General features: G+C 59.1%; 28 protein-coding genes. 10 read left to right on the top strand and 18 right to left on the bottom strand.

The window, feature by feature from the left end:
• Positions 1–3: 3 nt before the first annotated feature.
• The 11 genes from QQJ98_RS04040 to hspQ form a co-directional block, all read right to left on the bottom strand.
• On the bottom strand, positions 4–882 hold the full coding sequence (locus QQJ98_RS04040; RefSeq protein WP_284324045.1) for a MurR/RpiR family transcriptional regulator: 879 nt from the start codon (positions 880–882) through the stop codon (positions 4–6).
• A gap of 124 nt (positions 883–1,006) precedes the next feature.
• Positions 1,007–2,635, bottom strand: coding sequence for an FMN-binding glutamate synthase family protein (locus QQJ98_RS04035; protein WP_284324044.1), 1,629 nt, complete (start codon positions 2,633–2,635; stop codon positions 1,007–1,009).
• Between the two features lie 88 nt (positions 2,636–2,723).
• The gene (locus tag QQJ98_RS04030; RefSeq protein ID WP_284324043.1) at positions 2,724–3,377 is read right to left on the bottom strand and encodes an RluA family pseudouridine synthase; all 654 of its coding nucleotides are present in this window, start codon (positions 3,375–3,377) and stop codon (positions 2,724–2,726) included.
• The gene (locus QQJ98_RS04025) at positions 3,374–4,267 is read right to left on the bottom strand and encodes a homocysteine S-methyltransferase family protein (RefSeq protein WP_348523124.1); all 894 of its coding nucleotides are present in this window, start codon (positions 4,265–4,267) and stop codon (positions 3,374–3,376) included. Before QQJ98_RS04025 ends, QQJ98_RS04030 begins: the two co-directional genes overlap by 4 nt.
• A 3-nt stretch (positions 4,268–4,270) precedes the next feature.
• Positions 4,271–4,894, bottom strand: coding sequence for a LysE family translocator (locus QQJ98_RS04020; protein ID WP_284324041.1), 624 nt, complete (start codon positions 4,892–4,894; stop codon positions 4,271–4,273).
• A gap of 21 nt (positions 4,895–4,915) precedes the next feature.
• On the bottom strand, positions 4,916–5,275 hold the full coding sequence (locus QQJ98_RS04015) for a GFA family protein (RefSeq protein ID WP_284324040.1): 360 nt from the start codon (positions 5,273–5,275) through the stop codon (positions 4,916–4,918).
• The gene (locus QQJ98_RS04010; RefSeq protein ID WP_431307790.1) at positions 5,272–5,718 is read right to left on the bottom strand and encodes a GAF domain-containing protein; all 447 of its coding nucleotides are present in this window, start codon (positions 5,716–5,718) and stop codon (positions 5,272–5,274) included. Before QQJ98_RS04010 ends, QQJ98_RS04015 begins: the two co-directional genes overlap by 4 nt.
• Position 5,719: 1 nt before the next feature.
• Positions 5,720–7,291, bottom strand: a complete 1,572-nt coding sequence (locus QQJ98_RS04005) for a gamma-glutamyltransferase family protein (protein WP_284324039.1) — start codon at positions 7,289–7,291, stop codon at positions 5,720–5,722.
• Positions 7,292–7,524: 233 nt separating this feature from the next.
• Positions 7,525–7,977 (bottom strand): ATP-binding protein, encoded by a 453-nt coding sequence (locus tag QQJ98_RS04000; protein WP_284324038.1) that lies wholly within the window; start codon positions 7,975–7,977, stop codon positions 7,525–7,527.
• Positions 7,978–7,981: 4 nt separating this feature from the next.
• Complete coding sequence (locus tag QQJ98_RS03995; protein ID WP_284324037.1) at positions 7,982–8,317, bottom strand: STAS domain-containing protein; 336 nt, start codon at positions 8,315–8,317, stop codon at positions 7,982–7,984.
• Positions 8,318–8,408: 91 nt separating this feature from the next.
• Positions 8,409–8,735, bottom strand: coding sequence for a heat shock protein HspQ (gene hspQ / locus QQJ98_RS03990; RefSeq protein WP_284324036.1), 327 nt, complete (start codon positions 8,733–8,735; stop codon positions 8,409–8,411).
• A gap of 243 nt (positions 8,736–8,978) precedes the next feature.
• Here hspQ and QQJ98_RS03985 point away from each other — a divergent pair, with 243 nt between their 5' ends.
• Positions 8,979–9,560 carry a transglycosylase SLT domain-containing protein gene (locus QQJ98_RS03985; protein ID WP_284324035.1) on the top strand — a complete coding sequence of 194 codons (582 nt, stop codon included), beginning with the start codon at positions 8,979–8,981 and terminating at the stop codon, positions 9,558–9,560.
• On the opposite strand, the gene QQJ98_RS03980 is transcribed toward QQJ98_RS03985, so the two are convergent.
• Positions 9,557–10,159, bottom strand: coding sequence for a LolA family protein (locus QQJ98_RS03980; protein WP_284324034.1), 603 nt, complete (start codon positions 10,157–10,159; stop codon positions 9,557–9,559). The genes QQJ98_RS03985 and QQJ98_RS03980 overlap by 4 nt on opposite strands.
• 339 nt (positions 10,160–10,498) lie before the next feature.
• Between QQJ98_RS03980 and QQJ98_RS03975 the strand changes: the two genes are divergently transcribed.
• From QQJ98_RS03975 to QQJ98_RS03955, 5 genes are all read left to right on the top strand, one after another.
• Complete coding sequence (locus QQJ98_RS03975) at positions 10,499–10,684, top strand: zinc-finger domain-containing protein (protein ID WP_284324033.1); 186 nt, start codon at positions 10,499–10,501, stop codon at positions 10,682–10,684.
• A 3-nt stretch (positions 10,685–10,687) separates the two neighbouring features.
• The gene (locus QQJ98_RS03970) at positions 10,688–11,362 is read left to right on the top strand and encodes a TIGR02117 family protein (RefSeq protein ID WP_284324032.1); all 675 of its coding nucleotides are present in this window, start codon (positions 10,688–10,690) and stop codon (positions 11,360–11,362) included.
• 196 nt (positions 11,363–11,558) lie between these two features.
• A complete protein-coding gene (polA, locus tag QQJ98_RS03965; protein WP_284324031.1) occupies positions 11,559–14,354 on the top strand; it encodes a DNA polymerase I in 2,796 nt (931 codons plus the stop codon).
• Positions 14,355–14,415: 61 nt separating this feature from the next.
• Entirely contained in the window at positions 14,416–14,763 is a 348-nt protein-coding gene (locus QQJ98_RS03960; RefSeq protein ID WP_284324030.1) for an MmcQ/YjbR family DNA-binding protein, read from the top strand.
• On the top strand, positions 14,760–15,323 hold the full coding sequence (locus QQJ98_RS03955) for a YdeI/OmpD-associated family protein (RefSeq protein WP_284324029.1): 564 nt from the start codon (positions 14,760–14,762) through the stop codon (positions 15,321–15,323). Before QQJ98_RS03960 ends, QQJ98_RS03955 begins: the two co-directional genes overlap by 4 nt.
• Before the next feature lie 86 nt (positions 15,324–15,409).
• On the opposite strand, the gene QQJ98_RS03950 is transcribed toward QQJ98_RS03955, so the two are convergent.
• From QQJ98_RS03950 to QQJ98_RS03940, 3 genes are all read right to left on the bottom strand, one after another.
• Complete coding sequence (locus QQJ98_RS03950; RefSeq protein WP_284324028.1) at positions 15,410–15,871, bottom strand: DUF1203 domain-containing protein; 462 nt, start codon at positions 15,869–15,871, stop codon at positions 15,410–15,412.
• 156 nt (positions 15,872–16,027) lie between these two features.
• A complete protein-coding gene (locus QQJ98_RS03945) occupies positions 16,028–16,396 on the bottom strand; it encodes an HIT domain-containing protein (RefSeq protein WP_284324027.1) in 369 nt (122 codons plus the stop codon).
• Positions 16,397–16,399: 3 nt separating this feature from the next.
• Complete coding sequence (locus QQJ98_RS03940; RefSeq protein WP_284324026.1) at positions 16,400–17,977, bottom strand: DUF5928 domain-containing protein; 1,578 nt, start codon at positions 17,975–17,977, stop codon at positions 16,400–16,402.
• 140 nt (positions 17,978–18,117) lie between these two features.
• On the opposite strand from QQJ98_RS03940, the gene QQJ98_RS03935 reads away from it, so the two are divergent.
• Positions 18,118–18,936, top strand: a complete 819-nt coding sequence (locus QQJ98_RS03935) for a sulfotransferase family protein (protein ID WP_284324025.1) — start codon at positions 18,118–18,120, stop codon at positions 18,934–18,936.
• A gap of 110 nt (positions 18,937–19,046) precedes the next feature.
• Here QQJ98_RS03935 and QQJ98_RS03930 read toward each other — a convergent pair whose 3' ends face one another.
• Entirely contained in the window at positions 19,047–20,051 is a 1,005-nt protein-coding gene (locus QQJ98_RS03930; protein WP_284324024.1) for an NAD(P)H-quinone oxidoreductase, read from the bottom strand.
• A 12-nt stretch (positions 20,052–20,063) separates the two neighbouring features.
• Positions 20,064–20,762: a COQ9 family protein gene (locus QQJ98_RS03925; protein WP_284324023.1), complete on the bottom strand. Its 699-nt coding sequence runs from the start codon at positions 20,760–20,762 to the stop codon at positions 20,064–20,066.
• 107 nt (positions 20,763–20,869) lie between these two features.
• Between QQJ98_RS03925 and rpsU the strand changes: the two genes are divergently transcribed.
• On the top strand, positions 20,870–21,076 hold the full coding sequence (gene rpsU / locus QQJ98_RS03920) for a 30S ribosomal protein S21 (RefSeq protein ID WP_054008279.1): 207 nt from the start codon (positions 20,870–20,872) through the stop codon (positions 21,074–21,076).
• Between the two features lie 256 nt (positions 21,077–21,332).
• Positions 21,333–22,136, top strand: coding sequence for a transglutaminase-like domain-containing protein (locus QQJ98_RS03915; protein ID WP_284324022.1), 804 nt, complete (start codon positions 21,333–21,335; stop codon positions 22,134–22,136).
• On the opposite strand, the gene QQJ98_RS03910 is transcribed toward QQJ98_RS03915, so the two are convergent.
• Entirely contained in the window at positions 22,133–22,597 is a 465-nt protein-coding gene (locus tag QQJ98_RS03910; protein WP_284324021.1) for an Lrp/AsnC family transcriptional regulator, read from the bottom strand. The genes QQJ98_RS03915 and QQJ98_RS03910 overlap by 4 nt on opposite strands.
• Positions 22,598–22,739: 142 nt before the next feature.
• Between QQJ98_RS03910 and ald the strand changes: the two genes are divergently transcribed.
• Positions 22,740–23,858, top strand: coding sequence for an alanine dehydrogenase (ald, locus tag QQJ98_RS03905; RefSeq protein WP_284324020.1), 1,119 nt, complete (start codon positions 22,740–22,742; stop codon positions 23,856–23,858).
• Positions 23,859–23,902 lie beyond the last annotated feature (44 nt).

Genomic DNA, 23,902 nt, shown 5'->3' with positions numbered 1-23,902 from the left:
GACCTAAGGCTCTGTCACCACAGGGATTCTAGGGGTTTGGCGGTCCGGCTGCAACCGGGCCGCCAGCGCAACCGTCAGCGCTTGCGCCAGACACATCGGCGCGGCAAGCGAGCGTGAGAAAGTGTATTCATGCTCGGGCACCGCAAACAGCACCGCTGCAGATTTCGCCAAGGGCGACAAGGTGCTGTCAGACAAAGCGATGATCGGCACTGCCCGCGCATGGGCTTCTTCGACGATGTTCACCACCTCGACCGCGTAAAAGCGGAACGAAACCGCGATCAGCAGATCGGTTGGCTTCATGGTTTTGGCAATATGGGTGGCCAGCCCGCCCGCCGAATCCAGCAAAACCGTGCGCTTGGACAGCATGGTCAGGATATAGCGCAGCAGTTCCACGACAGGGGCCGATCGCAACTGCCCCACCAGATAGATCGTATCCGCCGCCTGCATCAGATCGGCGGCCTTGCCCAGATCGGTGGCTGAAATCGCGCTCATCAAGGCTTGCAGAGATGCGATGTCGCGCACCACCAGATCCCGCAAAAAGCTGGAGTCGCTGTCATCGGCGCGGTCGCCCAACTCGTCATCCAACGCTTTGACGCGGGCATCAAAGCCGGGGGCCGCCGTGGTCAGCCGAACCTGAAACAACACCTGCAGATCCTTGAAGCCTTTATAGCCAAGCGCCTGACCATAGCGCACAAAGCTTGAGGCATGGATGCCGCTTTTCTCGCCGATGGCATTGACGGATTGCACAGCCACATCATTCGGATTCTGCGTCAGATAAACCGAAATCCTTTGATAGGTCTTGCTCATATCATCGTAGCGCTCGTGGATCAGCCGGATCAGATCCTCGTAGGTCTTTGGCACGGGCGCGGTGTTCGGCATCATCTACGGCTCTCCAGCTTCTGCAATGTTTGTTGCAGGCGGCTGCGCCGTTGTCTAGCTGTTCGTCAATGGGCTGTTGCAGCACAAGGTGACGGCACGAACACGCGGCTAAGCGATCTGGCTTATCTTAGCCCACGCGGGCAAAGCTGCTGGCGGAAGACAAGGCCCAAGCCTCTCGGAAATGCGGCGATGATGCGGGGTCGGCCAGCAGTTGGCCGGATTTAACCTGCTCATATTGCTCGGCAAACGAGATCACCCTGTCCGACGACGCGCGCCGTTGGAAATGATGGGGGCGCAGGTCTTGCGGATGCGACAGACCAGCGGCAGCCACAAGCTCTGCCAAAGCGTGCAAGGTGTTGTGGTGGAAGTTCGCCACCCGCTCGGCCTTGTCGGGAACCACAATTGCACGTTGCCGTGCCGGATCTTGCGACGTTACACCCGTTGGGCACAGCCCGGTGTGACAAGATTGCGCCTGAATACAGCCCACCGCAAACATGAAGCCGCGCGCGGCATTGCACCAATCCGCCCCCAGTGCCATGACTTTTGCCATATCGAAAGCCGAGGTGATCTTGCCCGAAGCCCCGATCTTGATTTTGTCGCGCAACCCGACGCCGACCAAAGCATTATGCGCAAACGACAATCCGTCGCGTAGCGGCATCCCGACATGATCCATGAATTCCAGCGGGGCTGCTCCTGTGCCGCCCTCTTTGCCGTCGATCACGATAAAATCCGGGGTGATGCCGGTCTCTAGCATCGCCTTGCAGATCGCCATAAATTCCCACGGATGGCCGATGCACAGCTTGAAACCAGCAGGCTTGCCGCCCGACAATTCGCGCATGCGCGCAACGAACTCCAGCAAGCCGCCCGGTGTAGAAAACTCGGAATGGCTGGCGGGTGAGACGCAATCCTGCCCCATGGGTACACCACGTATGCGCGAGATTTCCTCGGTCACTTTCGCGGCGGGCAGCACGCCGCCGTGACCGGGTTTTGCGCCCTGCGACAGCTTCAGCTCGACCATTTTAATCTGTGGATCAGCCGCCGCTTCGGCAAACAACGTCGCATCAAAGCCGCCAGCCAGATTGCGCGCGCCAAAGTAGCCCGAGCCCAATTCCCACACCAGATCACCGCCAAATTCGCGGTGATAGGGGGAAACGCCGCCCTCGCCCGTGTCATGAAAAAACCGCCCGGCTTTGGCACCTTTGTTCAATGAACGGATCGCATTGGCCGACAAGGCACCATAACTCATCGCTGAAATGTTCAGAAGTGACGCTGAATGGGCCTGCGGACCGATGCCGATTTCAACACGCATAGCCTCGATCGGTGCGGCCGCTTGTGGCGCGATGGAGTGGTGCAGCCACTCATATTGCTCCTGATAGACGTCATACATCGTGCCAAACGGGCGCTTATCAAGCTCTTTCTTCGCGCGTTGGTAAACGATGGCGCGTTTGTCGCGCGGAAACGGCGCGCCGTCTTTGTCACCTTCAAAGAAATACTGCCGCAGTTCTGGTCGAATATCCTCAAGCAAGAAGCGCATATGCGCCACAATTGGATAGTTGCGCAGGATCGCATGGCGCGTTTGCAGCAGATCATGAATGCCAAGCGCCACTAGCCCCGCCATGATGACCGCCAGCAGTTCCAGCATATCAGCATAGGGCAGCCAACGCAGGCTAAGCGCCGCAAATACCAATGTCAGCACCACACAGGACGTCAGCGCCATATAGCGCGGTTCAAACGGGTAACGCAGAAACGACATCATGATCCTTTGACGCAGTGCCCTGCGTAACCATCTAAAGCCCAGTTGTTGCGTTGAGGTTAACGTCAGAACGTCACAAAGTCTTGTCAGATTAAAACGGCAGCGGTGCGGCAAAGCTGACCCAATCGCCGCTTTGCGGATGATGCAGCGACAGGCTTTCGGCATGCAGCATCAGGCGTGGAAATTCCCTGGCCTTTCCCGTGGCATAGATCGGATCGCCCAAGATCGGGCAACCCTGCTCTAGCATGTGCACCCGCAACTGATGGCTGCGCCCGGTCAACGGAAACAGCCGCACGCGGGTGGTCTGGGCGTTGCGCGAGATCACCTGCCAGTCAGTCTGTGCCGCGCGGCCGTTGGCGTGATCGACCATCTGGCGCGGTCGATTTGGCCAATCGGTGCAAAGTGGCAGGTCGATATGGCCATGATCCGGCGTTAACTGGCCGTAAACCTCTGCGATATAAGCTTTCTTGGCGCGTCGCTTTTCAAACTCCTGTCCCAGAAAGCCTTGTGCTTGTTTGGTGCGGGCAAAAATCATCACGCCAGAGGTGTCACAATCCAGCCGATGCACCAACAAGGTATCCCAATGCGCCTTTTGCAGGCGAGAGGTCAGGCAATCCTCGCGGCCTGCCAGTTTGCCCGGCACCGACAGCAGACCCGCTGGTTTGTTCACCACGATGATTTGCGCATCTTTGTATAGGATGTCCAACGGCAGATCGGGCGGATTGTAGATAAAATCCGGGATCATACGATGCTGTGGCCTGCTGCTTTCAGGCTGGCGGCAAGGTGGCGGATATGGGCGGGGCCAACTTCGCAACAGCCGCCGACGATGGTTGCGCCAAGTTTGACCCATTCCATCGCGAAAGCTGTGTATTTCTCGGGGGATAGGTCGTGGCGGTGGGTGTAGTCTGGCGCAGCAACAGCATCGGGCAATGGCAGGCTTGAGATTTCGCTAAAGCCATTGGCGTAGGCGCCGAACGGCAGGCCCATCTGTGACAGCTCGCTCAGGGCGGCCAGCATCGCCTCGGGCATCGAGCAATTTGCCAGCACGGCTGCGGTGGGATGCGCCGCGATCAGATCGCGCAGGCCAGCAATCGGCTCGCCCGAACGCAGGCGGCTGCCGTCACGATCATCGACAGAAACCGACAACCAAACCGGAAGACCCGCAGCCTGAGCGCCCTGCAGGGCCCCCCGGGCGAGGTCAAGCGATGACATGGTTTCCAGCAGAATCACATCGACATGTGGCGCAAGGATGCGGGCCTTTTCGGCGTAAAGCGGCGCAGAAACCGCGACGGGCGGCGTCAGGTCAGGGCGATAGGATTCGCCCAACGGCCCCATGGACCCGGCGATAATCCCCCGGCCTGCCTTGGCTTTCGACTCATGCGCTTCCATCAACGCGCGCAGGTGCAAAGCGTGATACAGCGCGTCCAGCCCAACCCCTTCCAGGCGATCATGCAGGATATTATAGGTGTTGGTGGTGGCCACCGAGGCCCCGGCAGCAAAATAATCATCGTGAATCGCGCGGACCAAACCGGGGTGGTCGATCATCACCCGAGTCGCCCAAAGCGGCGTCGGATCATCGCCCGAGCGCGCGACCAATTCCTGGCCCATGCCACCGTCGAGAAGGGTAATCTGCATCATTCACTCCGTGATCAATCGCGCAGCCAAAGCCGCAAACAGCACCGCCGCAACCTTGTTCAGCATGCCCATCCTCGCGGCAATAGCATGACCCGCGCGCCCTGCCAAATAGCCATAGCCGACTGTGATCAGCGTGCCGGTGATGCCAAATATCGTGCCGAGCAGCAAAATCTGCATCCAGACTGGGCCGCCGTCAGAATTTACGAATTGCGGCAAGAAGGCCAGCATGAACAGGATCGGTTTGGGGTTCAGCATATTGGTCAGCGCGCCTTTGCGCAACGCAGACCAGCCGGAATTTTGACCATTGCGGCCGGTTACCTCGCCAGTATCCCGCCAGGATTTCCAAGCGATATAAAGCAGATAGGCGGCACCGGCATATTTGATTGCATGCAACGCCATCGGGTTCGCCGCGATCAATGCCGACAACCCAAACGCCGAAAGTGCAACATGCCACAGCGCGCCGATGCCCACACCAAGACCTGCCATCACCCCCGCACGCGGGCCGCCTTTTAGACCCGAGGCGGTTGCGAAAAACACATCCTGACCGGGTGTGAGGTTTACCAACAGACCACCGGCGATGAAAGTTGCCAGGTTGCCGGGGCCGATGTCAGTGATGATCTGCCACATAAAGCCATCGGCCCTTCGATCTTAAGCCGTTGTAATATTATAGTAATCGCCCTTGTCTTCGATGCACCAATTCTGGGTGATCTGAAGCCCTGTCGCGCCGTCGAGACTGCCTGCGGCTATGCTGATCCGGTTTTCGCCGACGGGTTCCCAGAACAGGCTGGAACCGCAAATGCCACAAAAGCCGCGCCGCGCTTTGTCCGAAGATTGAAACCAGCGCAGACCAGTGCTTTCAACCAGCCTGAATCGATCCAACGGAACCGCCGTTGCCGCCCAGAAATGCCCCGAGGTTTTCCGGCACTGCGAGCAATGGCAGGCAAAAACGTCGCGCAAAGGGGCGTCGGCCTCAAACCGCACTTGGCCGCACAGACAACCGCCTTTCATGCCGCGTCCTTGAACACTTCGGCCAGCAAAGGCACCAACCAATCTTCATCAGTTTTGGTGAAGGCCGCAGGGGTGTTGCTGTCCAGATCAAGCACGCCCAGCAATTGACCAGCACCGTTCCAGACCGGCAGCACCAGTTCGGATTTTGTTGAAGACGAGCAGGCGATATGGCCGGGAAACGCATCAACATCCGGCACATTCTGGACTTGGCCCGTGCGCGCGCAAGCTCCGCAAACGCCGCGCGAAAACGGGATGACAAGACAGCCGTGACCGCCTTGGTAAGGGCCTATTTTCAGCATGTTAGGTGCAGTGACCCGGTAAAACCCCGTCCAGTCGGCGAAAGGATGCGCGTGGTGCAACTCGCAGGCCACGGTGGCCATCAGTGCCACCGTATCGGTTTCGCCATGGGTCAGCGCGCGGATGGATTCAATGATGTCTTGCATTTCAATACCCCAAAGCGCAGCCATCTTTGCGCGGATCCGACGCGCCGATCAGGATGCCGGTGTCGTCAATCAAAATGCTTTGTGCGCCGCCGATCGGCTCGGGCGAGAGCGACACCGCGTGACCCATCTGCGCCAGTTCGGCGCGCACCTTCTCGGTGTAGCCGCTTTCCACGCGCATGCCATCTTCACCGGAGAAGCAACGTGGCGCGTCGATCGCGGTTTGCGCATCCAGCCCGAAATCGACCATGTTGGTGACAAAACGCGCATGTCCGCAGGGCTGATACGCGCCACCCATTACGCCGAAGGGCATGATAACCTTTCCATTTTTACGCAACATCCCCGGAATGATCGTGTGCATCGGCCGTTTGCCACCGCCTGCCTCGTTGGGGTGGCCGGATTTCAGGCTGAAGCCAGCACCCCGGTTCTGGAAGTTGATGCCAAATTTCTGCGAGGCAATCCCGGCCCCGAAGCCCCAGAAAATCGAGTAAATCAACGACACCGCCATGCGATCCTTATCAACCACGGTGATGTAGATTGTGTCTTTATGCACGGATTCCGACAAAGGTTCGGCTGCGGCCATCGCGCGGTTGGGGTCAATGAGCGCCGCCAATTTGGCAGCGGTTTCAGGCGAAAGCATGTGATCCAGCCGCGGCGTCGCTTCGGCAATGAAGCGGTTGCGGGCGTCATAGGCCAGTTTTGCGGCCTCTGCCTCGATATGCGCGCGCTGGGTGCCGAAAGGGTCCATCGCGGCCAGATCGAAATGCTTCAGGATATTCAGCATCAAAATTGCGGTCGCACCCTGACCATTTGGCGGATGCTCGACCAATTCGGTGCCTTTGTAGTCGCCCGCAATCGGATCGGTGTAAGTGCATGCAGTTGCAGCAAAATCTTCGAGCGTGTGGCTGCCACCCATGGCTTGCAGCGACGTGACCATGTCTTCGGCAACTTCGCCCTCATAAAAACCTGCGCGGCCTTCGCGGGCCACACGACGCAGCACTTCGGCTTGGCCGGGGGCGCGGAAAACTTGGCCGACCTTGGGGATAGCGCCGTCAAGCAGGTAGAATTTGCGCGCATCTCCTTGCAGATCGGGGCCATCCTCGGCCCAGTCAAAGGCCACGCGCGGGGCCACGGGCACGCCTTCATCGGCGTAGCGAATTGCCGGAGCCAGCACGCGGTCAAGGCCCAGTTTGCCCCAATCGGCCGACAAGCGGCAAAATGCGTCAATCGCCCCCGGCACCGTCACCGGATCCACGCCGCGCACCGGCACACTGGACAGGCCACGCGCGCGCAGCGCATCAGCCGAATAGGCCTTTGGTGCGCGACCCGAGCCGTTCAGGGCGATGACACGCTCTTCACCCGCAGGCTTGATCAACACAAAGCAATCACCGCCGATCCCGGTCATTTGCGGCTCGCAGATCCCCAGCAGAACCGCACCGGCGATGGCGGCATCTACGGCATTGCCGCCTGCCTCGAGCGTCTCAATCGCGACCTTGGCGGCCAAAGGGTGAGATGTGGCGCAGATGCCGTTGCTGGCATAGATCGCTGAGCGGCCGGGGGCCTGAAAGTTGCGCATGCGAATATCCTCCTGTTGGCCGGAGCCTAGGGAGTTGCGGGGGGATTTCCAAGAGGGGGGAATTCCAGCAGCAAGTTGAACCTCGGCGCCACGAACTGGGTGGGGGCTTTATCCGCAGCGCCGAGGGAAGCTTTATGCAGCTATCCTCCTAATATCAGCAGTGTTGAGGGTGGTTTTAGGGGGAAAATTTGGCGATCAGGCGGCAGTTCTGACGAATTTGAAACAATTCCGCTTCAAGCGGGCGATTGTTGTGTGTCCAGCCGAAAGCTTAACAAATTGCGACCGTTGTCGCGGCTGTAAGTCAGGTCTTTTGTCAGGCTGCGAATCAAGTGCCAGCCAAAGCCGCCTTCTGGCAGATCTTCAAAAGCCCCCAATGGTGCCAGCACGCCGCTGGGCAGCTTGCCGTCGGGCATTGGCAGCCCGGTGTCCGATATCCGGCACAGCAATTCGTTCTGCCGCAGCTGCAGGGTGATTTCGATTTCACCGTCGTGGTGAGCATAGGCGTGTTCAACGATATTGTTCAGCGCCTCTGCCAGCACAATTTCGGCGGTGCCGCGGCCATCTTCTGGCAAGCTTTGCAGCAAAAGCGTGTCGAGCAAGTCACGCAAGCCATCGCGCACCGCCGTTTGACGGCCCGGAATTGTCAGCCGAATAGTGGAACTGAGGTCGCGCGCCTTGGCGTTCATCGGGCTACCCCACCTGCCGCAACCCATCGGGAAGTTGGTCGTGGATGGTAAAAATGCTGTCCATCCGGGTCAGGCGAAACACTTTTTGCACAGTGGCGGTCAGCCCAGACAGTTCCAGCTTACGATCCGGCCCCAAGGCTTTCATCACCGCCACCACAGCGCCCAAGCCGCTGCTGTCCAGAAATGCCACCCGCGACATATCCAACACCACCCGTAAAGACGGGGCTTGCGTCAATTCGCGCATGCGGTCTTTGAAATGAATTGCCCCCGCCGCGTCGATGCGGTCGCCGAAGGCGGTGACCACGATCATTTCGCCACGTTGTTCTGCCACAAGCTCCATCTGCCCGGCCCTTTCCTGACTAACTTTTATCAGGGTAAGGACAACTCGTTACCGTTTGGTAAGCGGCGTCAAATATTTGCAGAGAATTGGATCAGTTCAGTTGGAATTGCAGCGGGTAGCGGCCATTCTCAAAATCGCCAAACAGATCGGGCAGATCGGGGTGGCTGACGGGCTCACCGGTTTCATCCGGCACAAGATTTTGCTCAGAGACATAGGCGACATAGTAGCTTTGGTCGTTCTCGGCCAGCAGGTGATAGAACGGCTGATTGCGCGAGGGGCGGGCGTCTTCGGGGATGGCGTAATACCATTCCTCGGTGTTGGAAAACATCGCATCTACGTCAAAAACCACGCCGCGAAACGGGTGCTTGCGATGACGCAGCACCTGCCCGATGTGGTATTTGGCTGCGGTCTTTAGCATGGTCTGTTTGCTCTCCATGCAGCCTTGATAATCGCTTGCATGGGCAGTGTCTATTCCACAGGCGCGCTGTGGGGGAAACAGTCTGTGTTGGGCAGTGGCCTAGTCGTGGCGGAGTTTGGCGCACCTGAAATCCGCCGATCCGGGGGCTTTGCACGGGATTGTCATGTCAAATCGAAGAGATGCCCATTTCATCGGCAGGATTTTTCTCGTATTATTGCCACAAAATAAAAACGTGAGGGGCAAATGAGCAGACTTCTCCGTGCGTCGATATTGCTGTTGGCCCTTGCGTCTTGCGGGGGTGGAAGCGGTTCGGCGCCGAAAAATATGGACGACGCTTGCGAGATTTTGCGCCAGCGGCCGACCTACTTCAAGGCGATGAAAGCCACCGAACGCAAGTGGGGCGTGCCTGTGCATGTCCAGATGGCCGCGATTTATCAGGAAAGCAAATTCATCGGCAATGCGCGCACACCGCATCAATTTGCCTTGGGCGTGATCCCGATGGGGCGGCAATCTTCGGCCTATGGCTACAGTCAGGCGCTGGATGGCACTTGGGATGAATATCAGCAAGAACAGCGCCGCTTTGGGGCCAAGCGCGACCGGATCGGCGATGCCACCGACTTCATGGGCTGGTACATGAGCCAGAGCAACCAGCGGCTGGGCATCTCGATGAACGACGCCGAGTCGCAGTATCTGGCCTACCATGAAGGGCGGACCGGCTATGCCAACCAATCCTATCTTGAAAAGCCGTGGCTGGTGGATGTCGCCGCCGCGATTGGGCGGCGGTCGCAGATGTATGCCGAACAGCTGAGCTATTGTCGGCGCTAGCGGCCGCGGCGTTCGATTTCGTCGGTGATGTTGAACAGGCTGGCGCTGTAATTGCTGCCGGTTTTCAGATTGCCCAAGATCACTGTCGTTTGCTGACCCAGATCATCGGTGATCACCCACTGCCGCAGGGTGGTCGGGTTGGCGGTGAACATCAGCGCGATCTGGCCGTATTCGGGATGTGCTGGATCTTGGGCAACAACCTGAGTGGCGTTCTTCACCTCGGTATGGCCGACCACGGTTTTGGCGCGGCCAAGATCGACATTCGCGGCGAGGATCAGGTTCAGCGGCGTGCGCTTCAGCGGGTATTGCTCGGGCGCCTGATTTGATTTGGCGTCGAAAATCGCGACGTTGCCGCTGGAAGCCAGCACCAGCGATTTGTCGGGTGGGGCGTATTCAAACCGGATCCGGCCGGGGCGCTTGATGATCAGCTTGCCCGTGGCGATCGAGCCATCGGCGTTGACTTGGGTGAATTCGGTTTCTGCCGTGGTCAGACCGTTCAGATAGCCCGAAAGCTCTTTCAAGCCGATTTTGTCGGCCCAGGCGGGGGCTGCAAGCAGGATCAGGGCGAGCGGGGCTATCAGGGCGCGAATTGGTTTCATAGGCCTCATATAATGCAGCACAGCGGGGCCTGCATCCCCTTTGCGATCACTTGGCGGAGAGATGCCGAGATAGTTTTCGTGAGCGGTCCCAACGCGGGACCAAATTTTATCTTGTGAAAACAGATAGATGACATGGTCGATTTAACGAAGATTTAACACTTTTCGCTTGAGCCGCGGCGGAAGCCTTCTGCAAAAGCATTTTTTACCAATGTAAACGCCTTGCGTTTCATACTGGCTTAAATATCCCCCGCGGAGCGTTCCACAGTTTCAAGTTGCGCGCCCCTTGCCCGTGGGGCCATTGCGGTTACAATGCGGGCGACCCTAGCCAAGGACACATCCATGTCGATCAAAGCCCCGGAAACCCAGATTGTCACCCATTGGAAAATCGCCTGCGATGGCGGTGAGGGCGCTTTGGGGCATCCGCGCGTCTGGCTGACCATCCCGGAAGACAGCGGGTTTGTCGAATGTGGCTATTGCGACAAACGGTTTGAGATCGACCGCGCCCATGCGCATGACGATCACTAGGCTTTGCGCGCGCGGTTTTTGATCCGGGCCGCGACGGCGCTGATTTGCCTGCCATTGCTTTACTTTGCGGCGGGGTTTGCGGGCGCACTGATCCCCGGCAAACATGCGGATTTGCCCGCAGGCACGGATGTGCTGATTGGGCTGGCGCGTGCGCCGATCCACTATGATTTTCTGTTGCCAATGTCGCCGGAACTGCGCGCGCGCTATGGTTTTGCCAGCAACGCAGGCGTGCCGATGGATGCGCCGCAGGCGGAATGGTTGCTGGTGGGTTGGGGGTCAGAGGCGTTTTACACCTCGGCTGGCAGCTACGGCGATATGAAGCCGGGGGCGGTGTGGACGGCGATCAGCGGCGACAGCGCGGTGCTGCATCTGGATGTGGCGGGCGATGTCTCGGGCTTGGATGGCATCAGCTATTTCACGCTATCGGATGCGCAATATCAGGCCTTGCTGAACAGCTTGGATGCAAATTTCCGCCGCGATCAGACCGGCGCGCCGCTGCCGCTGGGGGCACATTTCAACGATCACGATGCGTTTTTTGAAGCCAAGGGCGATTTCAGCATCCTTCATCCCTGCAATGCCTGGCTGGGTGAGACGTTGCGCAGCGCGGGCGTGCCATTTGGCATCTGGACGCCGACGCCGCAAGCGGTGGAGCTGTCTTTGCGCTGGTATGGCCAGTGATCGCGCGGTGACACCTGCCAATAGCGCCAAGCCGCCCCGGACTTGATCCGGGGCCTCATGGTCAGCAAAGAGGCCCCGGATCAAGTCCGGGGCGGCGGGGCGCAGGTTGCGATCCTGCGCGTGGCATCAAGGCTGGAACGCGGGGCGGCTTCGTGGCAATACTTGCCTCTGAAATAGCGAAGGGGCGTGGCGGATCATGACATTCGGCAAGGGCAATCACCTGCATCTGATCGACGGCTCGGCGTTTATTTTCCGGGCCTATCACGCCTTGCCACCGCTGACGCGCAAATCCGATGGCATGCCGGTGGGGGCGGTTGCGGGGTTTTGCAACCTTTTGTGGAGCGAGCTGACCTCAACCCGCAAGGAAACCGCGCCGACGCATCTGGCGGTGATTTTCGATGCGGGGTCGATCACCTTCCGCAATGAGATTTATGATAAATATAAGGCGAACCGGCCCGAGTTGCCCGAGGATTTGCGGCCTCAGTTTGTATATACCCGCAAGGCCACCAAAGCGTTCAACGTCGCCTGTATTGAACAAGACGGCTATGAGGCCGACGATATCATCGCCACCTTTGCGCGGCGCGCGCGGGAAGCCGGCGGCACGGTGACGATCATATCATCAGACAAAGACCTGATGCAGTTGATCGGCGACGGCGTCGATATGCTGGACCCGATGAAGAACAAGCGGTTGGGTCTGGAAGAGGTGTTTGAAAAGTTTGGCGTGGCCCCCAACCGGGTGGTTGATGTGCAGGCTTTGGCCGGGGATTCGGTCGATAACGTGCCGGGCGCGCCGGGGATCGGCATCAAGACGGCGGCTTTGCTAATTCAGGAATATGGCGATCTGGAAACCCTGCTGGAGCGCGCGGGCGAGATCAAGCAACCCAAGCGGCGCGAGGCATTGGTCGACAACGCCGACCTGATCCGCATTTCCAAGCGCTTGGTGCAGTTGGACGGCGATATGCCGCTGGACATTGGTTTGGATGAATTGGAGGTCAAGCCCGTTGAGGCCGAGGTGGTGATGGGCTTCTTGCAAGAGATGGAATTCACCACGCTGACCAAGCGGGTTTCGGAACGGTTGAAAGTGGCCGCCCCTGTGGCCGATACCGCCAAACTGGTCGAAGCAGATGAGCTGGCCGAGGCGGTGCAGGTGCCGTTCGATGTGGCAGGTTACGAGAAGATCGACACGATGGCCGCGCTTGACGCTTGGATCGCGCGGATTGTCGAGGTGGGTCATGTTGCGGTGGATACCGAGACGACCTCACTTGACGAGGTGCAGGCGGAACTGGTGGGGATTTCGCTTTGCGTCGACGCCGGGCGCGCTGCCTATATCCCGCTGGGGCATAAGCAGGGCGGTGGCGATCTGTTTGGCGGTGCTGAATTGGTGGCGGGGCAGTTGGGGCTTGATCAGGTGTTGGCAGCCTTGAAGCCGGTGCTGGAGGATGCTTCGGTGCTGAAAATCGGCCAGAACATGAAATACGACTGGAAGATTTTCAAACGCTACGGCGTCGAGGTTGGCCCGTTTGACGACACCATGTTGATGAGTTCCGCGATGCAGGCGGGCCTGAACGGGCATGGCATGGATGCGTTGTCCGAGAAGTATTTGGGGCACACCTGTATTCCGATCAAAAGCTTGCTGGGGTCGGGGAAAGCTCAGGTCACGTTTGATCGTGTTGGGATCGACGATGCGGTGAAATACGCGGCCGAGGATGCCGATGTGACTTTGCGCTTGTGGGCGATGTTCAAGCCGCAACTGCACCGCGCCCGCGTGACGACGGTGTATGAGACGTTGGAGCGGCCTTTGGTGCCCGTGTTGGCCCGGATGGAGATGGCCGGGGTGCAGGTGGATCGGCAAACGCTGGCGCGGATGTCGGGGGCGTTTGCGCAAAAGATGTTGGGGCTGGAGGCCGAGATCCAAGAGGCGGCGGGGCAGCCGTTCAATGTAGGCAGCCCCAAGCAGTTGGGCGAAATTTTGTTTGATAAGCTGGGCTTGCCGGGGGGTGAAAAAGGCAAGACTGGCGCCTATGCGACCGGGGCGGATATTCTGGAGGATCTGGCGACCGAGCATAAACTGCCGGGGTTGGTGCTGGATTGGCGGCAGTTGGCCAAGCTGAAATCGACCTATACGGATGCGTTGCAGGATCATATCAATCCTGAGACGGGGCGGGTGCATACGTCGTATTCGATCACCGGGGCGGTGACGGGGCGCTTGGCCTCGACCGATCCGAATTTGCAGAACATCCCGATCCGGTCCGAGGAGGGGCGGCGTATCCGCGAGGCGTTTGTGGCGCCAAAGGGCAAGGTGCTGGTGTCGCTGGACTATAGCCAGATCGAGCTGCGGATTCTGGCGCATGTGGCGGATATTGCCTCGCTGCAGCAGGCGTTCAAGGACGGCATTGATATTCACGCACTGACGGCGTCAGAGATGTTCAACGTGCCTTTGTCTGAGATGACTTCTGACATTCGCCGCCGCGCGAAGGCGATCAATTTCGGCGTGATCTATGGGATTTCCGGCTTTGGTCTGGCGCGGAACCTGCGGATTCCGCGGGCCGAGGCGCAGGGCTTTATTGATCGTTATTTTGAGCGGTTTCCGGGCATCAAGGAATATATGTCGGATACCGTGGCTTTTGCGCAGAAGAACGGTTTTGTGCAAACTCTGTTTGGTCGGAAAATCCACACGCCCGAGATCAATGCCAAGGGGCCGGGGGCAGGGTTTGCCAAACGAGCGGCGATCAACGCGCCAATTCAGGGCACTGCGGCGGATGTGATCAGGCGCGCGATGATCAGGATGCCCGCGGCGATTGAAGCGCTGCCTGCGACCATGCTGTTGCAGGTGCATGATGAACTCTTGTTCGAGGTGGAAGAAGGCGCGTCCGAGGCACTGATCAAGGTTGCGAAGGATGTGATGGAGGGGGCCTCACATCCCGGCGTGCATCTGAAGGTGCCTTTGACGGTCGAGGCGGGCGTGGGGGCGACTTGGGCTGCGGCGCATTGAGCCGACAGCGGGGGCTAGCCCCCGCACCCCCAGGATATTTGAGCAGAGAGGATGACCAAGAGTGATCGAAGACTGGCCGGAACTAAAGGCGTTTGCTTTAGGGCTGGAATTGCCCGAGATCACGCTGGCAACGCCTTGGGAGCATGAGGCGTTGAAGGTGTTTGGCAAGATGTGGTGTTATTGGTCGTATTACGAGAATGGCGCGGTGTTTAAGGCCAGCCGGGATGAGCGCGAAATGTTGATGGCGGCCGCGCCTGATACGTTTTTCCTGCATCCGCATTATGCGAAATATGATCTGGTTTTGGTGCGCGGCGGGCGGATTGATCCGGCTTGGGCCAAGGTGCGGCTGGTGCGACAATGGCGTGATGCGGCACCGAAGCGGTTTTTGCAGGAATGGGATGCACGATGACGCCGCTGGCTTTTGCGACGCCTTCCGATTGGCACGATTGGTTGGCCGCCCATCATGACAGCGCCAGTGAGGTTTGGGTTTTGTATCACAAGAAGGGGTCGGGCGTGGCCTCGATCGACTGGCAACAGGCGGTGGTCGAGGCGTTGATCTGGGGCTGGATTGATGGCATCCGTAAGACGCAATCTGAAACCCAATGGATTCAGCGCTTTACGCCGCGCAAGGCGGGTTCCGCCTGGAGCCAGATCAACCGCGCCCATGTTGAACGGTTGATAACCGAGGGGCGGATGCAGGCGGCGGGCTTGGCGGCGGTTGCGGTGGCTCAAGCGAATGGCCGTTGGGAGGCCACCTATTCGGGCGGCAAGGGTGCCGATCTGCCGCAGGATTTTCTGGATGCTTTGGCGGCGGGCCCGCAGACAGCGCGCGACCAGTTTGCCCGTCTGGATGCCAAGGGCCGCTTTGCAATTTACTATCGTTTGACGACGGCGAAGCGGCCAGAAACCCGCGCCAAACGGATGGCGGAGTGTCTGGCAAAGTTGGAGAAAGGCGAGGCGCTGTTTTGAACCCCAATCCCGGCGCCGCCCGGGACTTGGCCCGGGGCCCTTCTCCGCAAGCATGAGGCCCCGGATCAAGTCCGGCGCGGGGTCGGTTATGCGCGGTCGATGCGTAATTGGTAGCAGTTGTTGCGCGCCGAGCGGATGTGGACATAGGCGATGCGTGGGTCGTTCAGGCGGGCTGCGGCCTCGGCGGCGATGCTGTTGGTTGGCACGACCGCGCCTGTGCCGTAGACGATGCGGTTTTCGGCAGAGTAGCCCCTGATGATGAAGTTGGGCGAGGCGAGGATCGCTGGGGTTTCGGTGCCTCCACCTGCTGCACAAGCGTCAGCGCATAGAAAGATCGGTCCGATTTCCGCATAAGGCTGTGGTTCGGGAAAAGGGCGGTGGGCGAGGATCAGCATTTCTGCGCCCTCGGCGATCATTTTCAGGCAATGGCGGCAGGGATTGCCCGCGCCTGTTGCGATGTGACGCTCGGGCGCTTGGCCATTGGCGTCGGGGCTGCCCGCCTGATAGGCGCGCGCGGTTTCGGTGGGGATGGCGGTGAAGCGGATCATGGGGGCCTCTGGGTTGCGATGCCCCCAGATAGCGCCGCGATCAGCGCGCAGGCGACCCGAAACCTGCGGTTAACGCTTTGGCGTTATCTTTAGGCGGAACCCACTCCAAAGCGGCCCAATTCTGAGGCGCGCTATGAGATTGAAGCCTAAACCACCCTAACGCTGGATCAGCGGCCCCATGACTTTGCCGCCCAAGATATGCAGGTGGTAATGCGGCACTTCCTGCATGCCATGTGCGCCCGCGTTGGTGATGGCACGGTAGCCTTGACCTGGTGCCACGCCGACAATCTCACACACCTTGGCGCAGGCGCGGTGGAAATCCACGATTTCCTCGGCGGATGCCATGGCTGCGAAGTGATCAAACGTCGCGTAGGGGCCTTTCGGGATCACCAGCACATGCACCGGGGCATGCGGGGCGATGTCGTGGAAGGCGAGGGTATGCTCGGTCTCCAGCACGGTTTTGTTGGGGATTTCACCGCGCAGGATACGGGCGAAGATGTTTTGGGGGTCGTAAGCATAGGGCATGGGTCAATCCACAAACAGATATTCGGTGGCAGCGATTTCGCGGGCCTTCTCGGGGCTTATGTCAAGAAATTCGGCCAGAGGCACGGTGTTTTCGTCGATGCTGGCGCTTTGGCGCACGCGCAAAAGGTTGGGGAAACCCGCGTCACGGATGCGGTCGCCCTCAAATTTCACATCATAGCGGATGGTGGGCAGCAGACGCTCAATCGTGTCTTTGGGGGTGGATTCGCTGGCAAGACCGACGCGGATCGCATGGCCAATCAGATAGTCGTCGGTAAAGTCGCACTCGATCTCAAGCAGGCGGACCTTGGCTTTGTCGTTGTAGAAATCCTGCATCAGATCGACATTGGCGGGGTCGATGCAGACCACCAGCTGATCGGTTTGCCAATAATCAAACAGCACGCGCATCAAGGCGCGGCGGTGGCGGGTGCGCTTTTCCAGCGTCGATTGGATGCCGCCAAGGTCGGGCAGCGGGGTCGATGCCTCGTTGAACAGATAGTCCAGCGCGGGCAGGTTGGTGACTTGGCGCACACGTTCCACCAGACGTTTGGCGACGTGCCATTTCTTGCAGGTGACCATCATCAGGGTGCGGTGGCGGCCAAGCGAGCTTTCGGTTTCCCAGAAGCGGGGGGCAAAACGGCGACCCACGCGGCCCCGGCCCGAGATGAATTTGAACAGCGAGCGGCCTTCGTTGGAGATCGCAAAGCGCACGCCTTTGGCCGCGTAAAGTTTGCCCAAACGGTCTTTGAGATCTTTCGCATCGGGGCTGATCTTGCGGGCGAACAGGTAATCCTGACTGATCAAAAGGTCGTAGTTGTCGTTATAGAACGTCACCGGCATGCCGTAATCGGTGAACATCAGGAAGGTCAGGGTGCGCGTGCGCAGTTCATGCTCGGGCACGATATGGCGGACGATGGTTTGAAAGAACGTCTCATCCGGGATCCATGTGGTGCGAAAAAACCGCATCACATCGCGGCGTTTCTTGGTGAATTCCAGCACGGATTCGACGGTGCGGCGGCGCAGGCACCACCATTGACTGCCAATTTGCATGGCGATGTCGGCTGGCACTTTGCGGGTCAGGCCCAGTTTGTCTTGCCAGTGCATCGAGGCGTAGAACAGCTTTTTGTGGGTGCGTTCATTGAAGTAATGCCGGTAGATCAGGCGTTCTTCCTTGATGCCGGTCTTGATCCAATCCGAGTTGAAGTAGTCGAAGCTCTCGATGTAATCGACTTCTTCGCGGTCAAGGAATTTCTGGGCGAATTCGGCGGATTTGATCGGCATGCAATCGCCGGACAGCATGTAAAAATGGGTGGCGCGAGGGAAAGCGTCAACCGCGGCTTCGACGGCCATCAGCGTGGCTTCGACCAAGGACCATTCGCCCCAGCCGCATTTGGCCCGGCGCTTGGTGAAGACCACATTCGGGTTTGCGGCAAGGCTGCTGTGGATCTTGTCAAAATCGGCGGCTTTGGCGCGGCCGTCGAAGTGGATGGCGACAAAATCACCAACCGCTGTCAGACGCTGGGCCTGAGCGATGATCCCTTCGGGGTCTTTGTGGCAGAGCAGGAGGTAGGCGATTTTGGCCATTTGGTGAACATTATACCCTTGAACGCATCATTGTTTCCTTGAATAGCTTAAAGGGACATTGAAAAGACAGAGTTTGTTTGCTTTTTTGTGGCTGATTGAGCTTGTGCCAGTGAGAGGCGCGGGCGGTGAAGGAGTGCGGCATGGGTTTCCCCGGAACTTGGATGACAGAGTCGGAATCGGTGGTCTATCGGGTGGTGCCGAAATGCGCCTGCTCGACCATCGGGCAGATCATGTTTTACTCCGATCATGGCAAGTTTTTCGATGGCGACATCCATGACGCCACGGGTGGCATGCACAAATGGGCGATTGAGGCGAGCCAGCCGCTGATTGAGCGCAACGTGAAGACCCATAAATCTTATGCCTTTACCTGTGTGCGCAACCCCTACACACGGATTCTGTCATCCTTTTTCGATAAGATTTGCGGGATTCAGCGTAACGGTAAGCGCTATCGTGGCAATCTGGTGCCGCTGTTGGTGCAGAAATACGGCATCGAGGTGGGCGGCGATGATGGGCAGGGCGAGTTCGATCAGATCGCCAGTTTCCGCCGCTTTTTGCTGTTCGCGCGTGACACCATCCGGTTCAAAAAGCCGATGGAGCCGGATATTCACTGGTCTGCGATGGCGGGGCATGTGTCGACCTATATCGTCAACGGCGGGCGCTATGACAAGATTTTCTTCACCGAAAAATTCGATGACGGCATGGGTGCTGTGCTGAAGAAAATCAAGGTAAAGCATAAGGTTGATCTGAAGAAGATCCCGAAGTTCAACGAAAGCGAAGGCCATGGTCCCAAGCGTTTGCACCCGGTTGAGGACTACTTTGACGATCTGTCGCGGCACTTGGTCTGGGAAATCTACAAGCGCGATTTCCAGCTGTTCAAATATGATTTCGACAATCCGGGTAACAAGATGCCGATTGGCGAGATTGATCTGGATGAGGTGCATGCCAAGCTGGGCGATTGAGGCGGGCCGGGTATGGGGGTTTCACACCCCCAGGCTGGCTTGTGCCAAGCCAGCCTCCCCCGTGGGATATTTTTGAGCAGATGAAAAATTTAAGATAAATTGTTCGGGATTTATTCCGGCAGCTTCATCACGATCTTGCCGATATGCCCCGAGCTTTCCATGCGCCAATGGGCAGCGGGGGCGTCGGTCAGGGGATATTCGCTGTCGATCACCACGCGGAATTTACCCTGCGCGATCATTGGCCAGATGTGGGTTTCGACCTGTTCTGCAATCGTCGCCTTGGCGGCGTCTGACTGCGGGCGCAGGGTTGATCCGGTCAGGGTGAGGCGGCGCATCATCATCTCGGCGAAGTTCAACTCGACCTTGGGGCCTTGCAGGAATGCGATCTGCACGAGGCGGCCATCATCGGCCAAGGCGCGGACATTGCGCGGCAGGTAGGGGCCGCCGACCATATCGAGGATCAGATCGAAGCCGCCCAGTTTTTTGGCCTCTTCGCTGAAGTCATCGGTTTTGTAGTTGAAGCATTGCTCTGCCCCCAATGCCTGAACCGCGCGGCATTTCTCATCTGTGCCTGCGGTGGCAAAGACGCGCGCGCCCAAGGCGGCGGCGATTTGCACCGCCGTGGTGCCGATACCAGACGAGCCGCCGTGGATCAGCACGCGCTCGCCTGCTTTCAAGCGGCCGCGCATCACCATGTTGGACCAGACGGTGAAGCAGGTTTCCGGCAGGCAGGCGGCTTGGCGCAATGTCAGACCCTCGGGGATCGGCAAGGCGTGGGATTCATGGCAGGCGGCGTATTCGGCATAACCGCCGCCGGGCAGCAGGGCGCAGACTTTGTCGCCGATTTGCCAGCGGCTGACGCCCGGCCCCATTGCGACCACTGTCCCCGCGCCTTCCAGCCCCGGCAGCGGCGAGGCATTGGCGGGGGGCGCGTAGGCGCCTGCGCGTTGCAGCGCATCAGGGCGGTTCACCCCGGCATAGGCGAGATGGATGATGATTTGGCCATGGCCGGGCACCGGGATTGGCAGCGATGCCGGGATCAAGACATCCGGGCCGCCGGGAGCAGAGATTTCCATCGCCAGCATCGACGAGGCCAAAGTTGGGGGCAGGGACATGCTGGACGCCTTTTATGGTTTATGGTGGCCGGGAAGATCGGTGGCGGGTTGTGGCGCGCGGATCTTTTCCAGAAGTTTCAGCGGGCCGCTGAGCAGGGCCTTGGCCAAGGGGTTTTCGCGGATCGCCGCCTTGGTCTTCTCAAACTGCATGATATTGGCAAGGCGGCGATCCAGAAACGCCCAAGTCTCGGCATTGTCGTCGGACTGATCGCCGAGCCAGAACAGCACCGTGGCCGAATAGACTGCCGAAAGCGTGGCGCGTTTGGAATACCAGTTCAGATCGGTCGAGGTGTCGCCAAGGCTGGTCCAGATCGCATCGGCAGTGGACCAGATCAGTTTGGCGCCTTCGGGGGCATTTTGCGGCAGGCTGAACAGGGTGGAGCCACGCCGGACAAGCTCTTTATCGGCATCTGCAAGGCGCAGTTTGATCGCAAGGGCGACACGATTGGTATAGCGCAGCGCTGTCAGATCGGTGCTGGCGAGGGCGTCCTGCATCGCGCGGTCACCCGCCTGATGATAGGCCACTGCAAGATCTATGCCGCCGCGCGGGAACAAAGCCTGTGCCAATGCTGGGGCTGCGCCCGAATCAGCGACGGCGGCTTGCAACGTGGTCTGCGACCAGCCATCAAAGGCCGCATGCGGCAAGCTTGCCTTCAGAATAAGGGTTTTCGCTGCTGTCATCGTGTCTTCCGAGGTGTTTTCGGTATCCATTGTGATCCCCTTCTTTGCGCACGGTAGACAAAGCCGCGGGGCTTTGCTATGCGCGCCATGCCTGCACATTCAGTGCAACTCTAACTTAGGAAGGTGGTGACAACCACATGCAGGTCAGCGTCCGCGATAATAACGTTGAGCAAGCGCTCCGCGCCCTCAAGAAGAAGCTTCAGCGCGAAGGCGTGTTCCGCGAAATGAAACTCAAACAGCATTTCGAGAAACCCTCCGTCAAGAAAGCTCGCGAATCCGCCGAAGCCGTGCGCCGTGCGCGCAAGCTCGCTCGGAAGAAGCTTCAGCGCGAAGGCGGTATGTGATTTTGGCCTCAGGCCATGATTGCTAGACGTTAGCGACACTGGAGGAGCAATCCTCACCCGATTGACCCCCGCCCGCAAGGACGGGGGTTTTTCATTTCGCATCATATTTGGGCGTAGCGGCTTATATTTATGCGTGGGCCCGCCATTCACCCAGATCGCGGCTTATTGCCCCGTTTGCGGCAACCAAAAGCCACTGGCCGCGTTCTAGGTTGAGAACCGCGTGCGGTGTTACGACTTTGGGGCGAAGGGGCCGTTTATGCTTATGAGGTTTGGCTACGACATTACGGTGTCGTGCACGCAAGAGATGCCGATGATCTGTATGATGTCGGTGCGCGACGAGCTGCGCGAGTCCCTGCGGGTGCAGTCGGCGATGGTGACGACGCCAGAGGTGCCAACTTCGGTCTATCGCGATATGTTTGGCAATATGTGCCGGCGGATGGTGGCGCAGCCTGGCACCTTCAGCCTGCGCAATGATTGCACGATTGAGCTAAGCGGGCTGCCTGATCCGGTGATGCCTTGGCTGCGACCGACGCCGCTGGCCGATTTGCCGGATGAGGTGTTGATGTATCTGGTCGGCAGCCGCTATTGCGAGACCGATCGTCTGAGTCAGATTGCTTGGGATATGTTTGGCCATATTGCGCCGGGGTACGCTCAGGTGCAGGCGATTTGTGATTATGTTCACAACCATATCTACTTTAACTACATGAACGCGCGGGTGACGCGGACGGCGTATGAGGCGTGGCAGGAGGGCACTGGCGTGTGCCGCGATTTCGCGCATCTGGCGATCACTTTGTGCCGCTGCATGAACATCCCGACGCGCTATGTGAACGGCTATATCCCGGATATTGGAGTGCCGATCACTGGGCCGATGGATTTTTGTGCGTGGATGCAGGTGTATCTGGACGGCAGCTGGCACACGTTTGACCCACGCAACAATGTGCCGCGGATTGGCCGGGTTGAGGTCGCTTACGGGCGCGACGCGGCGGATGTGCCGCTGATCCACTCATTCGGGCCCCATATTTTGCAGAAGTTTACCGTTTGGGCGGATGAGGTGGTTTAAACCGCCAATGCAGTCGTTTTGACGACGGTACGCAGGGCGAAGCTGGATTGCATCTGCCGCACGCCGGGCAGGCGGCTTAGGTGCTGGCGGTGGATACGGGCGAAATCTTCGGTATCCTCGGCCATGATCTTGATCAGGTAATCGGCGGTGCCTGCCATCAGGTGACATTCGAGGATGTCGGGGACTTTGGCGACTTCGCGTTCAAAAGCGTCGAGCAGATCTTCGGCTTGGGATTGCAGGGTGATCTCGACAAATACCGTCGTTGGTTTGCCCATGCGCCGGGTGTTTAGCAGCGCCACATAGCCGTCGATATAGCCCGCTTCTTCCAGCAATTGCACGCGGCGGTGACAGGCCGAGGGCGACAGGTTCACCCGTTCTGACAGATCGGCGTTGGTGATGCGGCCGTCTTTTTGCAGCACACCCAAGATGCGGCGGTCGGTGGCGTCAAGATCGGAGGCCATGGTGAAAATCTTCCTGTTGCGCGCTATTTTTCGCAGAATCTATCACGGATGCGCTGCGAGGTCATCAAAGTTTCAAAGAATTTCTGGGAGTTCGGGTTCAAGCTGGCTGACAGGGAAGAGACTGTTATCAGGGAGAGAGCCTATGAAAATCGGATGTCCAAGGGAAATCAAACCGCAAGAATTCCGCGTCGGCATGACCCCCAATGCGGCGCGCGAGGCGGTGCTGGCGGGTCATGCCGTGATGATCGAAACTGGCGCGGGGCTGGGCGCTGGCTTTAGCGATGGCGATTACATCGCGGCGGGGGCTGCGATTGTTGGCACGGCAGATGAGGTGTTTGCGGCTGCCGATATGATCGTAAAGGTGAAAGAGCCGCAACCGGTGGAGCGGGCTCGGCTGCGTCCGGGGCAGGTTTTGTTCACCTATCTGCATCTGGCACCAGACCCGGATCAGACGCGGGATTTGCTGGCCTCGGGGGCGACCTGCATCGCGTATGAGACGGTAACGGATGATCGCGGCGGCTTGCCGTTGTTGGCACCGATGTCGGAAGTGGCGGGTCGGTTGGCACCGCAGGTTGGCGCGTGGACCTTGCAAAAGGCCAATGGCGGGCGCGGCGTGTTGATGGGTGGCGTGCCCGGCGTGTTGCCTGCAAAAGTGCTGGTGATTGGGGGCGGCGTGGTCGGCACCCATGCGGGCAAGATCGCGGCGGGCATGGGCGCGGATGTGACGGTGCTGGATCGGTCCGTCAACCGGCTGCGTTATCTGGATGATGTGTTCGGCGGGCAATTCAAATGCGGTTATGCCGATGCGGCGACGACGATTGAGCTGGCACGGCAGGCCGATCTGATCATCGGTGCGGTGCTGATCCCCGGTGCGGCGGCGCCCAAGCTGATCAGCCGCGCGCAATTGGCCGAGTTGAAGCCGGGGGCGGCCTTGGTGGATGTGGCGATTGATCAGGGCGGCTGCTTTGAGACATCACGCGCGACCACGCATCAGGACCCGATTTATGAGGTGGATGGCATCATGCATTACTGCGTGGCGAACATGCCGGGCGCGGTGGCGCGGACCTCGACCCAAGCTTTGGGCAATGCGACGTTGCCCTTTATGATGGCCTTGGCGAACAAGGGCTGGAAGCGGGCTTGCGCCGAGGACAAGCATTTGCTGGCCGGACTGAACGTGCATGCGGGCAAGCTGACCTATGCGGCGGTGGGCGATGCTTTGGGCTTGCCTGTCATCACCGGGGCCGAGGCTTTGACGATCTGATCGGGGATGCGTTTGTGGCGGGCATCGAGCCCGCCACAAACGCG

Source organism: Cypionkella aquatica, assembly GCF_030161095.1.
GTDB lineage: Bacteria > Pseudomonadota > Alphaproteobacteria > Rhodobacterales > Rhodobacteraceae > Cypionkella > Cypionkella aquatica.
Note: the sequence above shows the minus strand (reverse complement) of the source record. Positions and strands in the feature narration are given on the sequence as shown.

Excerpts from the sequence above, each read along its gene's own strand:
- QQJ98_RS04040 (WP_284324045.1), bottom strand. The coding sequence starts at position 882 with ATGATGCCGAACACCGCGCCCGTGCCAAAGACCTACGAGGATCTGATC.
- QQJ98_RS04035 (WP_284324044.1), bottom strand. The coding sequence starts at position 2,635 with ATGATGTCGTTTCTGCGTTACCCGTTTGAACCGCGCTATATGGCGCTG.
- QQJ98_RS04030 (WP_284324043.1), bottom strand. The coding sequence starts at position 3,377 with ATGATCCCGGATTTTATCTACAATCCGCCCGATCTGCCGTTGGACATC.
- QQJ98_RS04025 (WP_348523124.1), bottom strand. The coding sequence starts at position 4,267 with ATGCAGATTACCCTTCTCGACGGTGGCATGGGCCAGGAATTGGTCGCG.
- QQJ98_RS04020 (WP_284324041.1), bottom strand. The coding sequence starts at position 4,894 with ATGTGGCAGATCATCACTGACATCGGCCCCGGCAACCTGGCAACTTTC.
- QQJ98_RS04015 (WP_284324040.1), bottom strand. The coding sequence starts at position 5,275 with ATGAAAGGCGGTTGTCTGTGCGGCCAAGTGCGGTTTGAGGCCGACGCC.
- QQJ98_RS04010 (WP_431307790.1), bottom strand. The coding sequence starts at position 5,718 with ATGCAAGACATCATTGAATCCATCCGCGCGCTGACCCATGGCGAAACC.
- QQJ98_RS04005 (WP_284324039.1), bottom strand. The coding sequence starts at position 7,291 with ATGCGCAACTTTCAGGCCCCCGGCCGCTCAGCGATCTATGCCAGCAAC.
- QQJ98_RS04000 (WP_284324038.1), bottom strand. The coding sequence starts at position 7,977 with ATGAACGCCAAGGCGCGCGACCTCAGTTCCACTATTCGGCTGACAATT.
- QQJ98_RS03995 (WP_284324037.1), bottom strand. The coding sequence starts at position 8,317 with ATGGAGCTTGTGGCAGAACAACGTGGCGAAATGATCGTGGTCACCGCC.
- hspQ (WP_284324036.1), bottom strand. The coding sequence starts at position 8,735 with ATGCTAAAGACCGCAGCCAAATACCACATCGGGCAGGTGCTGCGTCAT.
- QQJ98_RS03985 (WP_284324035.1), top strand. The coding sequence starts at position 8,979 with ATGAGCAGACTTCTCCGTGCGTCGATATTGCTGTTGGCCCTTGCGTCT.
- QQJ98_RS03980 (WP_284324034.1), bottom strand. The coding sequence starts at position 10,159 with ATGAAACCAATTCGCGCCCTGATAGCCCCGCTCGCCCTGATCCTGCTT.
- QQJ98_RS03975 (WP_284324033.1), top strand. The coding sequence starts at position 10,499 with ATGTCGATCAAAGCCCCGGAAACCCAGATTGTCACCCATTGGAAAATC.
- polA (WP_284324031.1), top strand. The coding sequence starts at position 11,559 with ATGACATTCGGCAAGGGCAATCACCTGCATCTGATCGACGGCTCGGCG.
- QQJ98_RS03955 (WP_284324029.1), top strand. The coding sequence starts at position 14,760 with ATGACGCCGCTGGCTTTTGCGACGCCTTCCGATTGGCACGATTGGTTG.
- QQJ98_RS03950 (WP_284324028.1), bottom strand. The coding sequence starts at position 15,871 with ATGATCCGCTTCACCGCCATCCCCACCGAAACCGCGCGCGCCTATCAG.
- QQJ98_RS03945 (WP_284324027.1), bottom strand. The coding sequence starts at position 16,396 with ATGCCCTATGCTTACGACCCCCAAAACATCTTCGCCCGTATCCTGCGC.
- QQJ98_RS03940 (WP_284324026.1), bottom strand. The coding sequence starts at position 17,977 with ATGGCCAAAATCGCCTACCTCCTGCTCTGCCACAAAGACCCCGAAGGG.
- QQJ98_RS03935 (WP_284324025.1), top strand. The coding sequence starts at position 18,118 with ATGGGTTTCCCCGGAACTTGGATGACAGAGTCGGAATCGGTGGTCTAT.
- QQJ98_RS03930 (WP_284324024.1), bottom strand. The coding sequence starts at position 20,051 with ATGTCCCTGCCCCCAACTTTGGCCTCGTCGATGCTGGCGATGGAAATC.
- QQJ98_RS03925 (WP_284324023.1), bottom strand. The coding sequence starts at position 20,762 with ATGGATACCGAAAACACCTCGGAAGACACGATGACAGCAGCGAAAACC.
- rpsU (WP_054008279.1), top strand. The coding sequence starts at position 20,870 with ATGCAGGTCAGCGTCCGCGATAATAACGTTGAGCAAGCGCTCCGCGCC.
- QQJ98_RS03915 (WP_284324022.1), top strand. The coding sequence starts at position 21,333 with ATGCTTATGAGGTTTGGCTACGACATTACGGTGTCGTGCACGCAAGAG.
- QQJ98_RS03910 (WP_284324021.1), bottom strand. The coding sequence starts at position 22,597 with ATGGCCTCCGATCTTGACGCCACCGACCGCCGCATCTTGGGTGTGCTG.
- ald (WP_284324020.1), top strand. The coding sequence starts at position 22,740 with ATGAAAATCGGATGTCCAAGGGAAATCAAACCGCAAGAATTCCGCGTC.